At 63.7% G+C, this 14,761-nt stretch carries 13 protein-coding genes and 3 pseudogenes; 10 read left to right on the top strand and 6 right to left on the bottom strand.

Annotation, left to right across the window (positions count from 1 at the left end):
• From K6I34_RS16500 to K6I34_RS16480, 5 genes are all read left to right on the top strand, one after another.
• Positions 1–755 (top strand): ATP-binding protein (locus tag K6I34_RS16500; RefSeq protein ID WP_229326838.1); only part of this gene is annotated, 755 nt, incomplete at its 5' end.
• Between the two features lie 316 nt (positions 756–1,071).
• A complete protein-coding gene (locus K6I34_RS16495; RefSeq protein ID WP_229326836.1) occupies positions 1,072–1,890 on the top strand; it encodes a hypothetical protein in 819 nt (272 codons plus the stop codon).
• Between the two features lie 57 nt (positions 1,891–1,947).
• Positions 1,948–2,565, top strand: coding sequence for an RNA polymerase sigma factor (locus tag K6I34_RS16490; RefSeq protein ID WP_229326842.1), 618 nt, complete (start codon positions 1,948–1,950; stop codon positions 2,563–2,565).
• Positions 2,562–3,623, top strand: a complete 1,062-nt coding sequence (locus tag K6I34_RS16485) for a CU044_5270 family protein (protein ID WP_229326834.1) — start codon at positions 2,562–2,564, stop codon at positions 3,621–3,623. The genes K6I34_RS16490 and K6I34_RS16485 overlap by 4 nt, the downstream gene beginning before the upstream one ends.
• A complete protein-coding gene (locus K6I34_RS16480) occupies positions 3,620–3,850 on the top strand; it encodes a hypothetical protein (protein ID WP_229326832.1) in 231 nt (76 codons plus the stop codon). The genes K6I34_RS16485 and K6I34_RS16480 overlap by 4 nt, the downstream gene beginning before the upstream one ends.
• A 1,218-nt stretch (positions 3,851–5,068) precedes the next feature.
• Here the strand turns inward: K6I34_RS16480 and K6I34_RS16475 are convergent.
• Positions 5,069–5,587, bottom strand: coding sequence for an IS3 family transposase (locus K6I34_RS16475; RefSeq protein ID WP_308294019.1), 519 nt, complete (start codon positions 5,585–5,587; stop codon positions 5,069–5,071).
• 27 nt (positions 5,588–5,614) lie between these two features.
• Here K6I34_RS16475 and K6I34_RS16470 point away from each other — a divergent pair, with 27 nt between their 5' ends.
• Positions 5,615–6,307, top strand: coding sequence for an IS3 family transposase (locus K6I34_RS16470; protein WP_229326828.1), 693 nt, complete (start codon positions 5,615–5,617; stop codon positions 6,305–6,307).
• A 14-nt stretch (positions 6,308–6,321) separates the two neighbouring features.
• Here K6I34_RS16470 and K6I34_RS16465 read toward each other — a convergent pair whose 3' ends face one another.
• Complete coding sequence (locus K6I34_RS16465) at positions 6,322–6,627, bottom strand: transposase (RefSeq protein ID WP_229326826.1); 306 nt, start codon at positions 6,625–6,627, stop codon at positions 6,322–6,324.
• 246 nt (positions 6,628–6,873) lie between these two features.
• Complete coding sequence (locus K6I34_RS16460; RefSeq protein ID WP_229326840.1) at positions 6,874–7,689, bottom strand: class I SAM-dependent methyltransferase; 816 nt, start codon at positions 7,687–7,689, stop codon at positions 6,874–6,876.
• Positions 7,690–7,954: 265 nt separating this feature from the next.
• Between K6I34_RS16460 and K6I34_RS16455 the strand changes: the two genes are divergently transcribed.
• Positions 7,955–8,278: a hypothetical protein gene (locus K6I34_RS16455; protein ID WP_229326824.1), complete on the top strand. Its 324-nt coding sequence runs from the start codon at positions 7,955–7,957 to the stop codon at positions 8,276–8,278.
• 265 nt (positions 8,279–8,543) lie between these two features.
• A pseudogene (locus K6I34_RS16450) lies at positions 8,544–9,890 on the top strand (IS701 family transposase).
• 175 nt (positions 9,891–10,065) lie between these two features.
• Here the strand turns inward: K6I34_RS16450 and K6I34_RS16445 are convergent.
• Together K6I34_RS16445 and K6I34_RS16440 are read right to left on the bottom strand one after the other, a co-directional pair.
• The gene (locus K6I34_RS16445) at positions 10,066–11,634 is read right to left on the bottom strand and encodes a thiol-activated cytolysin family protein (protein WP_229326822.1); all 1,569 of its coding nucleotides are present in this window, start codon (positions 11,632–11,634) and stop codon (positions 10,066–10,068) included.
• 272 nt (positions 11,635–11,906) lie between these two features.
• Positions 11,907–12,598 (bottom strand): annotated as a pseudogene (locus tag K6I34_RS16440) (IS5 family transposase); the annotation flags it as partial.
• Between the two features lie 28 nt (positions 12,599–12,626).
• Here K6I34_RS16440 and K6I34_RS16435 point away from each other — a divergent pair.
• Both K6I34_RS16435 and K6I34_RS16430 read left to right on the top strand, forming a co-directional pair.
• A pseudogene (locus K6I34_RS16435) lies at positions 12,627–13,103 on the top strand (IS5 family transposase); the annotation flags it as partial.
• Positions 13,070–13,408 (top strand): transposase family protein, encoded by a 339-nt coding sequence (locus tag K6I34_RS16430; RefSeq protein WP_275127078.1) that lies wholly within the window; start codon positions 13,070–13,072, stop codon positions 13,406–13,408. The pseudogene K6I34_RS16435 and the gene K6I34_RS16430, both read left to right, overlap by 34 nt.
• A 361-nt stretch (positions 13,409–13,769) precedes the next feature.
• Here the strand turns inward: K6I34_RS16430 and K6I34_RS16420 are convergent.
• A partial coding sequence (locus K6I34_RS16420; RefSeq protein ID WP_229326818.1) for a GDSL-type esterase/lipase family protein occupies positions 13,770–14,761 on the bottom strand: 992 nt, incomplete at its 5' end.

Raw genomic sequence — 14,761 nt, 5'->3', positions numbered from 1 at the left:
GGCTTCCCCACCCCCGCCAGGACCACTACCTCGGCCTCGACGCCAACGCCATGGGCACCAAAGCCGTCATGGCGACCGAAGCACTGGTCAAGAAAAGCATCCGGCGCCGCGCACCAGTCTGCGTCCACGGCCACGTCGGCCTCGGCAAAACCTTCGCCGTCCACGCGGCCCTGCGCAAACACGCCCCCGACACCACCCGGCGGCTGAGCTTCCACGAAGCCCCCAACATGAGCGTGATCCGAGGCACCCTGTGGCGGGCACTGGCCATCCCCGGCGAACCACCGGCCTCCATCGACCCCTGCGACCACCAGATCAGGAAAACACTCGCCGGCGACTTCCACGTCCTGCTGCTCGACGAAGCCCAGCTGCTCAGCCGCACCGCACTGGAGTACTTCCGCGCCCTGTGGGACGACAACGACACCCAGCTCACCATCGTGTTCGTCGGCAGCGGCAACACCCGGCAGAAAATCCTCAACTGCGCGGCCCTGCACTCCCGCATCTACGGCTGGTACCAGTTCAGCCCGCTCACACCCAAGGAAGTCCTCGACAACATCCCCATCTACCACCGGACCTGGGTCGGCGTGGACCCGGACCTGATCCTGTGGACCGATGACCGGGCCTGCCACGGCGCATTTCGCACCTGGGCCAGGCTCACCGCCCACCTCCAGGACGCCTTCGAGGACAACCCCGGCCTCGCACTGGACAAGGACCTGATCCGCTGGGCATTCAGCCACCTGGACTCCACCACCCGCTGAACCGTGCCCACACCGCGCGACATGTGCCGGTGGAACAGCGATACCGGTCCGCAGCCGACCCTGTTCCTTCCCGCCTGCACATAGAAGGCCGGGGCATCAACGCGGGCCGCAGCCCACCGTGCTGATGCCCCGGGATCACTGCATGGTTCCCGCGCGGCCGTCCCGGCGGGAGACTGTTCCCCGCACAGGATGAAAAGGCCGCTGTTCACTCCGTGCTCGTTGTTCTCGCAGCCCGTACGCACGCCGAGTACGGGGAGAACCGTTTCACAGGGCGGCGAGGTCCTCGGCCCACCATCCGTATTCCTCGGCTGGCCAGATGCGTCAGCAGCACCACCTGCACACCACCGGCCTCATCCACGAGCCGGCAGTCCGCGCCGCCGACGGCACGACGACGGCCACGAGCCTGCGGCTGTTCACTACGCTGCTGGACCATCGCCGCTATCCCGCTGCCGAACTCGCCGAGCTCTATCACCGAAGGTGGCAGGCGGAGACTGCGTATTTCGGGCTGAAGGTCACACTGTGCGGGTCGGACCGGGTGCTGCGTTCGCGCCACACCGACGACGCCCGGCAGGAGCCGTTCGGTCTGCTCATCGTCTACCAGGCCTCGCGGCAGATCGCTGCTGACGCTGCCCTGCAGGCCGGGGGGCGCCCCGTCCAGAATCTCTCTGGCCGTCACCATCCGCACCGCCCGCAACACCGTGATCACCGCGACCGGGACCAGGACCGGGACCGCAGCATGCCCGTGGCGTCAGCCCACTCCCGTGATCAGCCGCGCCATCCTGCATCCCCGCGAGCTGGCGCCGCCGCACCGCCGGACCAGGATCCAGCCCCGCCGCGTCAAACGCCCGATCTCGGCCTTCGCCTACAACCCGATCAGGAAGAACACCCCGATCCCCAACGCGAAGATCGACATCACCATCACCACAGCAGCCGACCGAACACGGCGATGGAGGACCTAAACTTCCCGGTCTTGGGTCTTGGCCTCGGTCCGGTGCAGCGGGCACTGGGCGCCTCTGCCGGATGTGCGCTCGCCGAAGGCCTCCGCATACTGTCGACACCCTGGACGCCGTGGGCCCCAACGCCTGAGCGGGCTGGTCGGGCACGGTCTGACGGCAGCCAGGACCGCCGCGTGTGATGCAGGTCACTGGAACTGGTGGTGCTGGGCGGACAATTCCTGGATGTGAGTTATGTGATGCACGACCGTATACGGGACGGTGATCCCGGGGCGTTCCGGCTGCTGTTCGAGGAACATTCCAGGCTGGTTTACCAGCATGCCGTGCGGGTGACCGGTGACTGGTCCATGGCCGAGGATGTCGTTTCGCTGACGTTCCTTGAGGCGTGGCGGCTGCGCGCGAGGCTGCGCGACGAAGAGGGCGGCGTGCGGCCGTGGCTGATGGGCATCGCGGTGAATGTTCTGCGGAATACCGCGCGTGCTGCGCGCCGTCATCGGCAGGCGATGGCCCGTGTCCCGGCCAAGGACACGCTGCCGGATTTCGCGAGCGAGGTGGTCGGGCGGATGGCTGATGCCGAACAGTTGGCCGCCGCGAAGGCGGCGCTGGGGAAACTGCGGCGTTCCGAGCGGGAAGTGATCACCTTGTGTGTGTGGTCTGCCCTGAGCTACCCGGAGGCCGCGCAGGCTCTGGGGGTGCCGGTGGGCACCGTGCGTTCCCGGCTGTCCCGGGCACGTGCCCGCCTGCAGAAGCTCGCCGAGCAGGAGTTGCGGAAGGGCGCTGACAGCGCCTCCAGCCAGAGTGAGGGCCGCGCCGGTGCGGCCGGGCCGAAGGATTCGTTGGAAGGACGGAAGCGATGATGCGTACTCCTTGGCGGCAGGGCGAGCCGCTCGACCACTCCGGGTTCGGCCTGCTGCTGCCGTCACCCGGTGAGCCGGTGATGCCGCCCGCCCGGCAGTCCTTGCTCAAGGAGCACTTCATGAACGAGATCTGCAGCGCTGCCCCTGCTCCCGCAGTACGCCGTCGTGGCCTGCGGCGTCCGGTGTGGGTGGCTGTACCGGCCGCTGCTGCACTGGCCGCAGGGGTCGTGGTGGCTGCTCCGTGGGAGCAGGGAGGGCGTGACGACGGTGTCCGTGTGAGCGGGCGGCCCTCGCCTGAGGCGGCGGAGCCGCAGGTCGTGGAGCTGGAGGCCGGTACCACGAAGGGGCTGTCTGCCGCGGTCGAGCGGATTTCACTTGCGGCTTCGCGGCAGCCGCTGCTGGAGCCCCGGCCGGACCAGTTCATCTATGTCGAGAGCCGTGTGTCGTTCCTGCGGAGTGAATCTTCCGTCGGCAAGGAGAAGAACTGGATCACCCCCTTGCACATCCGTCGGCTGTGGATTTCGCCCGACGGTGCTAAGGGATACCTGTATGAGCCCGGGCACGGCTTCCTCGACCGTACGGGAGAAGATCTTGACAAGGCCGAGACCGACGGCAGGCATTCCTATAACAATGTGAAGGCGCTGCCCGCCGACCCTGACGCGCTGCTCAAGCGGCTCTACCAGGACGGCAGGAAGGGCGACCCGGACGCCGACTGGATGGCGTTCAAGGAGATCGGCTCCCTGCTGCAGGAACAGGTCGCACCGCCACAGACCAGCGCGGCCCTCTACAAGACGGCCGCGCGGATCCCCGGCGTGAAGCTCGTCGGCGATACCACCGATGCGGGTGGCCGACGCGGCATCGCCATCGCCTTCGACAACGGCGGCCACCGCAAGGAGTGGATCTTCGACAAGAACACCTACACCTACCTCGGCCAGCGGGAAATCCTCCTCAAGGAGGCCTACGGGATGAAGCCCGGCACCGTCATCGGCCAGACCACCGTCGTCACACGGGCCGTCGTCGATGCCAAGAAAGAACTCCCCACCGGAGACAAGGCATGAACACACCGCCCGCGCTTCCCCTCGATTTCACCGCGTTCCGTACACTGCACCGCCGCGCATGTCTCCGCTACGCCAGCGCCAGGCTCTCCCCCGCCCACGCCGAACAAGCCGTGGAAGCAGCCTTCACTAAACTCGCTCTGTCCTGGCGCAAAGCACTCCAACAGCCTGATATCGGAGCCTGGGCCAGCCACATACTCGAAGAAGAAATCAGCCGTCTCACCCACTGAGCTTCTTCAACTTGGCCACCGATCGGGTGACCGGCGTACATGGAGGCCGCGGGACCGGAGCCGCGTCGGCCATGGTCAGAGTGATGTCAACATCGTCAGGCCCGCCACCCTCACGAGGCCAGGCTGAAGAAGCTCACTGACAGGGAAACTTGGGCGAGCACTGCAAGACCTTCGGCGAGCTTGAGGCGGCCTGCCGCGGTTACTGCGGCGGGGTCAGCTCCCGTACCCACCGGGTGATTCGGCGCAAGCGGGCCGGACGGTTCGCGGAGGAACAGCAGTGCTGGCGCCCGCTGCCAAGCCGTCCGTTCATCGCTGCGTTCGGCACCACCCGCAGGGGTCACCCGGGAGTCGGCGATCCCCGTCGAGGCGGTCCGCTGCCCGGTCCCGCACGAGCTGGCCGCCACAAGGGTCTGGGCCCGATGCCACGGCGACGAGCTGATCGTCGCCGCCGTCAGCCAGGCCCTCGGCCCGCGAGGCCGCCCGTCATCCACGCCTCCAGGCCGGGACCCTGGTCCTGGACCGCCAATGGGGCGAACCCTCGGCCGACGCCGGGGAGCACTGCGTGGAGGCTTATTCACGCTGGTCTTCGCTCCCGAGTCATCACAGGTAACAGCCCTGTCGGTGTTCTCGAAGCGGGCCTGTGAATAAGCCTTGTGGCCGTTGGCAGGCGTGGAATGAGGAGCCCTGACAAGGAACGGAGCCCGTCACGGTTACCGGCCAGACTGCCGCCATCGTGCGGGCCCTCGTTCAGTACAACAGGGGCAGATGCCTTACAGGGGGCGAGGCGTGAGTGCCGCCAGAGCATTCCGGTCATCTTCACGTACATATCTGATGGAGAAAAGTTATCTTTAGCCCGCCTCGTCTGAGTGACATGCCAGCGCAGTTGTGCAAAAGCCTCGCGGCCTGGTGCCGTTCGTGCTTCACCCGCGTCTCAGCGCCTCGCGTGCGACGTCCGTGGATCGCAATCCCGGCGGCAGGCATGCTGACCGCCTTCATCATCGGCGTCGGTGCCCCGTCTGCCATTACCGTGATCGCGGACGAACGGGGCTCCGCGCCGAGGGGATGGAGGGTTCCGCGGCTGGCAGTGATGCCCCTGGGCGATTCGATAACTTTCGGTACCGGCAGTTCAACCGGATCCGGATACCGTGCCGAACTGCGGAACCGGCTGACCTCGCACAGCACGGATGTGTCAATCCCCTGAAAACGTAGAGGCCTTGGTTATGCGGCCAGGACCTTTGGGCTGGTCTTGGTGCGTGCTTCGCTGATGATGCGTTCGAATTCCACGGGGGGCAGGCCGTCGGCCGCGCTGTGTCTGCGGCGGGTGTTGTAGAAGTCCGTGATCCAGGTGGCGATCCTGACCCGGGCTTCGGAGCGGGTGGTGAAGACGTGCCGGTGGATGAACTCGACCTTGATGAGCGAGTTGAAGCTCTCTGCGGCGGCGTTGTCGAGTGCCGAGCCCACGCGCCCTATCGACTGGACCACGCCCAGCCTGTGGCACAGCGTGTTGTACGCCTCGCTGGTGTACTCGCTGCCGCGGTCGGAATGGTAGATTACGCCGTCCACCGAGCCGCCGCGCGTGGCGGCCGCCATCTTCAGCGACGCGGCGACCAGGGCAGTGTCGTGGCGGGCTCCTATCGCGTAGCCCAGCAGCCGGCGGGAGAACAGGTCGATGACCGTGGCCAGGTACAGCTTGCCCTCGCCGGTGTCGATCTCGGTCATGTCGCCTGCCCACAGCACGTTGGGCGCGATTACGGCTCCCCACGGGTGACCGCCGAGCTCCGGGACACGGGAGAGAAGGTCAACCACAAGCGCGTCGAGCGCGTCATGCGGACCTTCCGGATCGTCGGCGTGCACCTGCGCAAGAAGCACCGCACCACGATCCCGGACCCGTCGGCCGCGAAGGCCGCCGACCGGATCGGACGCGACTTCACCGCCGAGGTCCCGAACACCAAGTACGTGGGTGACATCACATACCTGCCGGTCAGCGGTGCGAAGCCGCTCTATCTGGCCACGGTCGTCGATCTGTGTTCCCGCCGCCTGGCGGGCTGGGCGATCGCCGACCACATGCGGGCCGAGCTCGTTGTCGACGCCCTGCACGCGGCCGAGCGGACTCGCGGCAGCCTCAACGGCGCCATCATGCACACGGATCACGGCTCGCAATACACGTCCAGGGCGTTCGCGGACGCCTGCGAGGCAGCCGGCGTGACCAGGAGCATGAGCGCGGTCGGCAGCTCGGCGGACAACGCCGCTGCCGAGTCGTTCAACGCGAGCCTGAAACGCGAAACTCTGCAGGGCGCAAAGGCATGGCCCACTGCCCGTCAAGCTCGCCTCGACACCTTCCGCTGGGCCGGCCGTTACAACACCCGGCGCCGCCACTCCCACCTCGGGCAACGCAGCCCAATCAGCTACGAAGCGACCTTCACCGAACCATCAACTACCCTGACCAAAGCCGCATAAGCCGTGTCCTCGCATCAGGGGGAAGCCCCGCCGTTGTCGGCCGCGTAGCGCACTGCGTCAATCATCTGCCGGTGGCAGTAGCCCTCCGGTCGGCCGCCCCGCCCCTCCAGCCAGGCCGGAACCGGTAGCGCCGCCCGGACGACCTGCCATTCCGCCTCCGTCATGTCGGAGCCGTAGCACGGGACGCGGTCCGGCCTGTCCGCTGCGTTGCCGAACCGGTGCGCGAGGCAGTCACACGGCAGAGACGCCGGGCTGGACTCCGCGGACGCGAGCGCGAAAGACTGCAGCAACAGGGCCTCCTGGTACTCGGACTGGTTCACACCCCCGAGCTACCAAGAGGCCCTGCTGTCATGCACCGGTCCCCGCGCGATCACCCGATCAGGAACCCTGTTCGACCAAGCCAGCCCCCTGATCGATAAGCGGATGGCGTCTGGGCCCATCCGTCATTTTCGGACCAGCGTCAGCCACGCAGTGGCCGGACCAACCTGAAACCCCGTCAACCCCTCTGACCAGCTGGTCAGCGCCTCCCGCACAGCGGAGGAATCTCACGTCAAGAGCGTAGCTGGTCAGACACGGCACAGGAGTTCGCTGTTGAGTATGGTGAACCAGGCGTCCTCATGCTGCCCCCACTCCTGCCAGGCTGCGGAGACCCGCTTCAGCCCTGCCCAGTCGGTGTGCCCGCCGCCTGCCGCGAGAGTGGCAAATTCAGTAGCAACCGCACGGTCCGCCCACAGCCCGCTCCACCATGCACGGTCCTCCGCGGTCGCGTAGCACCAGGCACTGGCTGTGGCTGTGATGTCCGGCAGCCCCGCCCTCTGGGCCCAGGACAGCAGCCGACGCCCCGCGTCAGGTTCTCCCCCACCCGAACGGGCAACGCGCTGGTAGAGGCTGCGCCACTCCTCCAGGCCTGGCACCTGCGGATACCAGGACATTGCGGCGTAGTCGGCATCGCGCACCGCAATGAACCCGCCCGGCTTGCACACCCGCCGCATCTCGCGCAGGGCACTGACAGGGTCACCGAGGTACTGGAGCACTTGATGGGCATGAACCACATCAAAAGAGCCGTCAGCAAACTCCAGAGCCTGCACATTCCCTGCACTGAAGCAGACATTATCCAATCCGCGTTCACGCGTGAACGCGCGGGCTGCTTCCAGCGCACCGGCCGCCGGGTCAATCCCCGTAACCTGTCCCTGCGGTACCAGCCCGGCCAGACCGGCAGTAATGGTGCCTGGGCCGCACCCGATGTCGAGGATCTTCATATACGGCTCGAGCACGGGGACCAGGTAGGCAGCCGAGTCGGCAACTGTACGCCGACGGTGCGATCGCAGCACGGACTCGTGGTGCCCGTGAATGTAGACAGCAGGCTCCCCGGGCCGTTCCAGGCCGTCCCGGCTTTCCGGTCCCCTGGGCAATGAGATCCCCTCCGTTTCTCTGTGCAACCGCACCATGAATCCTCCATTCACCGAGGCTTATCCGCAACGATCTTCGCTCTCAAGTCATCGCGGGTCACAACTCTGCCGGTGCTCCCGAAGCGGGCCCGTGAATAAGCCTCACCATATGCCACCATTTTGTTGCACGAGAATCACGTCTCGCTATACGAGACGATGCCCGCCCGTACTTCCCGACTGGCATCGGGGCAGCGGTGTCGTGATCAGGCTGACCGTCTGCGGCTCGCCGGGCGCAGCCTTGCCCCCGGCAGGCCCTGCCTGGATTCCGGCTGCCCCGGCCGATCCGGTCACCGCCGCCGCGAAGAACAGCATCACCATGGTCACCTCGCTGATGGCCGGCCACTCCCCGCAAGCCAGCGCCGCCGAAGGCTTCGCCAAGAGCAGCTTCCACACCGACTGGACGACCCGCACCGTCCGCTGCCCGAAGGATCCACCAGCACTGGCTGGTACCCCGTCACCCAGCACGGACGCGACGCCATCATCATCGAGTTCGCCGAGTCCGGCCGACGTGCCCCGAGTCTGACGGACACGGACCCACGTAGGGTTCGAGTGAGCTGTTTCAGCGTGGCCACTGATCGGGTGACGGGGTCGGAGTCCGGAACGCACGAGGCTCCGTGCCGTTGAGGGAGGTGTTCGAAGTCTCAACCCACCGGTACAGGATCCTCGTTGGTTCCCTAATCCGGAGTTACCGGTAGTTCGTTGAACTCGTCGGTAGCCGGGTGTTGACGTGTCGTCGGAGCGGTCGTAGAGCGGTGGGAGAGGGTTCGGCCGTGACTTGGGGGTTGACGATGACCGCGCGCCGTCCGTGTCCGCCCGCACCGGGGCCGCTGGAGGAGTACGCGGCCCGGTTCGATGACCTCTTCGTCAGCCTCGCGCAACGCCGCGGGTTTCGCGAGTGCCTGGCCGGGCTGCTGGCGCCGCGGGACCGGAACAAGACGATCACCTGCCTGGCCGGAGCGGAGCCCGTGACCGGGTCTGGTTCGCCGGCGGTGCAGCGGCTGCAGTTCTTCCTCTCGGAGTCCACCTGGGACGCCGGGAAAGTCAACGACCGGCGCCTTGAGCTGTTGCGCGAGCGGCCGGAGACCGCTCCGCACGACGGCGGGGTGATCGTCATCGACGACTCCGGGGACCGCAAGGACGGCACTTCGACCGCGCACGTGGGGCGGCAGTGGCTGGGACGGTGAGGCAAGACCGACAACTGCGTGGTCACGGTCACGACGGTGTGGACCGACGGGCGGGTGTACTACCCGCTGCACGCGGTGCCGTACACCCCGGCCCACCACTTCTGGCGCGGACGAGGAGATCCGGACTTCCGCACCAAGCCGCAGCTGTCCGCTGCCCTCGCGGCCGCGGGCAGCCAGGCCGGCTTTCCCTGCCGGGCGGTGGTGGCCGACTGCGCCTACTCCGTCAGCGACGACTGGTACCTCACGCTGCGCGAGGCCCGCCTGCCCTACGTGGTTCACCTCAAGCCGCACCGCGGCACCTGGGCGCGAGCCGACCAGCCGCACACCCCCGTCGACGCCGCCCGTGCCCTGGCCTGGCGGGATGCTGAACACCCCGGGGACTGGACGCCTGCCGAACGCCGCTTCCGTGACGGCCGCACCGAGACCTGGTGGGCCGCGGACGCCACCCTCGGTGGCTGGCAGCCCCACGGCCCGTGCCGCCTGGTCGTGGCCACCACCGACCCGGCCACGCTGCCGGACAAGGCCACCTGGTACCTGTCCACCAACCTGCCCCACCCCGACGCACACCACGCCGCCACCAGTCCCCACCCACCCGCGGACCTCGCCGAGATCGTCCGTCTCTACGGGCTGCGGCCCTGGATCGAGCAGAGCTACAAACAGATCAAGGACGAACTCGGCTGGGCCGACTTCCAAGTCCGCTCCGACCGCGCCATCCGCCGCCACCAGACCCTGGTCAACTGCGCGTTCACCTTCTGCTGGGACCAGTGGTTCGCCCCGCCCGGACCACTGGACACCACCGCACCGGACCCCTGCCCCGGCAACGGGCCAGAGAGGGGGACCAGCCACACCCCACCAGCCCCAGCCGCCCTGCTGGCCCAGGGCCTTACACGCGGTGCGATCCTGGCTCACCCCGGCCATCACCCTGCACCGCTGGTGGTGGGCCTGGACTGACCAAGACCCGCCACCCGAACTCCAGACCCTGCTCGACGTGGTCACCACCGGCAGACCCCTTGACCTCTACCGCCGGGTTTAACGAACTACCGGTACCCGATCAGCGGCTATTCTGAGGGTCCTCAACACACCAGGCCTTCACCGCGTTGTTTTTCTGAAGCCTCAAGGGCCAAAATTACTTCACCTTTTGAATTTCATAAAAGAACGTGGCGTCACCAATGGTCTTCTCGTACTCTTTCGAGTCTCCAGCTTTGCTCAAATCGCTCACAATTGGCTGAATAGCCTCAGTCCCGACCGAAATATCTTCCTTCTTTTCCGCGCCGTAAAGCGTATCGCCGTCACTATCGATTAGATTAGCCTCGAGCACGAACGGATCATCCGATTCTTTGTTATTTCGGAAGGCGCCAGAGATGGAGGCTGGCTTGATGGTTAGATCTTTCCCTTCATCCACCTTCTCGTAGTTATTTCGCGCCCGATTGAAAGCAGTAGCCTCATTGATCTTTGGGCCCCCGTTCCTGTAAATCTTCACATGGCCGTACACATCCCCGGCCCCGATGACGTCCTTATCGTTGTCAATGCGAACTCTCTTGAGTGAAAGTTTAAATTCTCCGTAGCTAGGGTGGCAGTCGGCAACGATTACTTGCTTATTCTCCGGGAAAGGAGTGTCCGCATTTTTGACCATATCCCTGACCGCGTAGGACATGGGCTTCATGGCTCCAACTTTTGGCTTTGGCTCCTTTTCGAAATAGGAAGTAATCTTTCCCTCTTTGAGGAGATTCCCCACCTTACTCGCGTCTTCCGGAGCGAGGACGTAGACTTTTCCCGCGTGTGATGAGTATTCCTTTGCGAAATTCGCCTTCGCCTCGGCTGATGCGGTCTCACCAAGGCCACCCGCTACTGCCGCCTTGAACTCGTCCGTGAACTGCTCTGACTCAAACGTCATCAGTACGGCTCTTCCGTAAGTCACCGACTCAATCCACAAAGGGCGCTTCTGATCTCCGATGACTCCACTCTTTTCCAGGGCTTTAAGTTTTTCCACCGTAAGATCGGTGAAAAACTTGCTCGGCTCAGCAACCGAGGGGTGCTCAGCCTTCACCGTAAAAGATGGCTGCATAATGAGAGCGCCATAGAACTTTTTATTTTTGTTCTTTGTGGTACTCCCGGACGCAGACATTTTCGCTTTTGCGTATTCCCCTGAAATGTTGAACGAGGCTGCTAGCGACTCCACGTTGGAGGATTCCTGGTACTGGACTGTGATGCTGTGAATTGGAGCATCTTTATCGTCAAACTTATCTTTCAGTAACTTATAGTTACTGAAACTTGCTTCTGACAGCTCCCCTGTGAAGCCTGGAACAGCCTCTGCGGTTACTTTCAACTTCGCTCGCCTAGCAATGACCAGCGAGGCAAGCTTCTCCTTGGTCCTATATTCGAACCCGTTAATAATATCTCCCGGATATGTCGAAATCTCGGGCTGAAAGCCGATTAACTTACCCGGGTCAGCACTCTCGGTAATACTTTGCTCAATACACGGTGCTTTCGGGTAGGCTGGCTTGATATCTTGAGAATGCACAAAGTACTTCGCAATCGCCTCTCCCTTGTATCCAATAAGCCTTGTGTCCACCGGGTTGGCCAATTCAAGACGGCCGACGGTATCCTTTAGTGGGGCACCCAGTGCAGAAGTGGCAGTACCAGCAGAAAATAGGACTGAAAAAATCAAGACTGCTAACCTCTTGTGTGACTTCACGGCAGCATCACCTTCGTTCATTCTTTGAGGAACGCGGCACCCTGTTTTGCATGAACCGCAAACGTGGGTATTATGACCAGAAACAGTTTCGACTCAATAACCATGAGCCTTTTTCATGTTTACGGCCAGCGTGTGGGGTGGATGTGGTTGGTGGTGGCGTGGCGAGCGGGGTATCCCGCTGATTTGGCAGGTCATCACGATGAGCCTGGCCTGCGGAGATGTCCCGTGTTCCCGGTTGAGCCGGGGATACAAACAGAGCGCCTCGTGGCGCACATGGTGCGCTCGATGGTCCAGCGGTGGCGTCCCAGGCGCTGGGAGTTTTCGATTCCTTTCCGGGCGATGCGGGGTGTGATGTACCGGCTGCGGAGCCATCGCCGCAGGTGAGCGTTGTCGTAGGCCTTGTCCGCGTGAAGCTTGGCGGGCCTGCGGCGTCGGGGCCCTCGGCGGGAGCGGATGGGCGGTATGCCTTTGACGAGGGGTTCGAGGGCCTGGCTGTCGTGCAGGTTCGCCCCGGAGATCCCGACGGACAGGGGCAGGCCGGTGCGTTCGGTGAGCAGGTGGATCTTCGAGCCGTACCTGCCACGGTCCACGGGGTTCGGGCCGGTCAGATCCCCCTTTTCATCGCCCGCATGTTCACCGAGTCCACCGCGCAGCGCGACCAGTCCAGCTCGCCGCGGGCGCCGAGTTCGTCCAGGACCAGGCGGTGGAGCTTCGCCCACGCCCGGGCCTTCGTCCACTCCGTGAAACGCCGGTGGGCCGTTGCCCCCGAGGGCCCGAACGAGGCCGCCGGCAGCTGCTGCCACGTGCAGCCGGACGTCGCTACGAACACGATCGCGGCCAGCACCTCACGGTCGCCATGCCGACGACGCCCGCCGCCCTGTGGCCGAACCGGCGTCTCCGGCACCACCCGCTGGAACAGCTCCCACAACTCGTCCGGCACCAGCCACTCAACGATCCCCACCATGATCGAAGCCTACAGCCAAATGAGATGGCTTCTTGGGGGCGAACTCACAGGTCCGAGCCCCGTGGACCGGGGCAAGCCCGGTTCCAAAACGCGTGTCCTGTCCGATCGGTCAGGACTGCCTCTCGTGGTCGGCATCTCAAGTGGCAACACCCACGACAGCCAGGGGCTGAAGCCCATGGTCGCCGGGCTCCAATCGAGACACGACCCCGAACGCGGCCGGCACTACAAACCCCGCAAGCTCCACGCCGACAAGGCGTACGACCAGCCCAACCTGCGAAAATGGGTCCGTGGCAAGCGCATTGGCGTGCGGATCGCCCGCCAGGGCATCGAGTCCAGTGAACGGCTTGGGCGCCACCGATGGGTGATCGAGCGCACCATGAGCTGGCTGTCCGGCTACCGCCGGCTCAGCCCCCGCTACGAACGCCACCCCCGCAACTACCTGGCCTTTCTCGGCCTCGCCGCCGCCATCCGCTGCTACAAGCGGTACGTCCGCCTCACCACATAGGACACGGTCTTAATGAATCCGGAGTCCTGCTGACGCTCGATCCCGGCAGCTGGATGGGCGACAAGGGGTACGTTGGCAACGGCATGCTCACCCCCATCAAGAAGCCCGCAAGCCGTGAACTGCTCGGCTGGGAAAAGGAATTCAAATCCCGGATCAACAGGATCCGCTACGTCATCGAGCAGACCATCGCGAACTTCAAAACCTGGAGAATCATGCACACCGACTACCGTCGGCCGATCGAGACCTTCACCCAGACCATCTCCACGGTCATCGCCCTCCACTTCTACGAACTGGCCTCTGAATAAGCCTCAAAGCCGCCACATTTCCCCTCGACAAATTCCTGCAGGCCTTTGACTTCGACGCCAACGACAGTATCGACGCCGCTGTCATCCACACACTCGCCACCTGCGGAGCTGGATTGCTAATCCACCCTACACTTCCCTAAAGCTTTAAAAGCTTCATCCGAAAGAGACGCCAAAATCTTTTCCACCTCGGCAAGTCCCTTAGCCTTCTCTATTTTTGTGCGAACCTCTTGACATTTCTTAGAAGCGTTCATTCCGGCCGGAGCCCCGTTGGCCGATGAAATCCCCAAGGATGCTATGGCTAACGCAATAGCCGCCGCTTTGCCCCAAACTCGGCGCTTACTCTGCCGCATAGTCACGCCTTTCATTTGCCGATAGGCTGCAAATGCGCCTGGCCTGGTGTATTGCCTTCCGCAGCCCAACAATTTCCCTCGAAAGGCTTATCCTTGCCGCCGGACTTTGCGAGGAAGTCTTTGAGGCACTTCTGTAGCGCCTTTTGTCCGAAGTAGTTCGGATGTAGGGATTCCTGCTTCATGAGCACAGACGACCTGATCACGTACCTTGCCCACTCCGCATCATGACCATCAGACGACAGCTTGGTCGTCTCAGTAGCCTGCTTGGCTTTGTCATTGCAGGCCTCATGCCCGGTAAACAAGGAATTGAGATTCATATAGCCTACTTTTTGTTCTTTAGCCACCTTGTGGATGGAATTAGCCAGCTTCCCTGACGCCTCCCTGAGGAAATCGAGATCCTTATCCCAAAAGGGGCAGCCGTACTTCCAGAGTCGCTCCCACCCCCAGCTTTCTCCGCCACGGGCATTCTTCGAAGGTGCCAACGGATTTGGATATGATTGGATAATTATCTCGGCGCTGCCGGATCCGTTACTGTCTAAAACCTTGCGGGTGTTCGTAATTACCGAAGTGATTTTCTTTTGGAGAGTCACGATCTCGGTAGCCAACCCCTTGCCTTTTGGGCTGCTGTAGCAGTATTTTCCGAGCCAGCCCTTCGCCCATTCGTTTCCGCAAGTTTCAATGAAGTCTCCCAGCTTTAAGTCGTTACCTCCAATCGAGATCACGACCGCCTTGATCTTCTGTTCTTTCGCCAACGCTTCGACTTGTTTAACTTGCGGCTTTTCGCCTTTGAAATCATCCGTCAAGATGTGCTTCGTTTCGGCGCCAGAGCAAGCGATATTCTTAACGTCGACGCTGGTTGATTTAGCGCCGTTCACTTCGGCGACATCTGAGCGATGGCAGCCGCTCTGCCATGTATTGGTGTACAGTTTCTCTTCCGTCGTATTTTCTACACGAACCCTATCGACGCTGTCTCGATTTGCTTCCTCCCCGGACCTTCCCACCC

It is taken from the genome of Streptomyces sp. UNOC14_S4, from assembly GCF_020740835.1.
GTDB lineage: Bacteria > Actinomycetota > Actinomycetes > Streptomycetales > Streptomycetaceae > Streptomyces.
The sequence above is the reverse complement of the archived record's forward strand: the minus strand, read 5'-3'. Positions and strand labels throughout refer to the sequence as shown.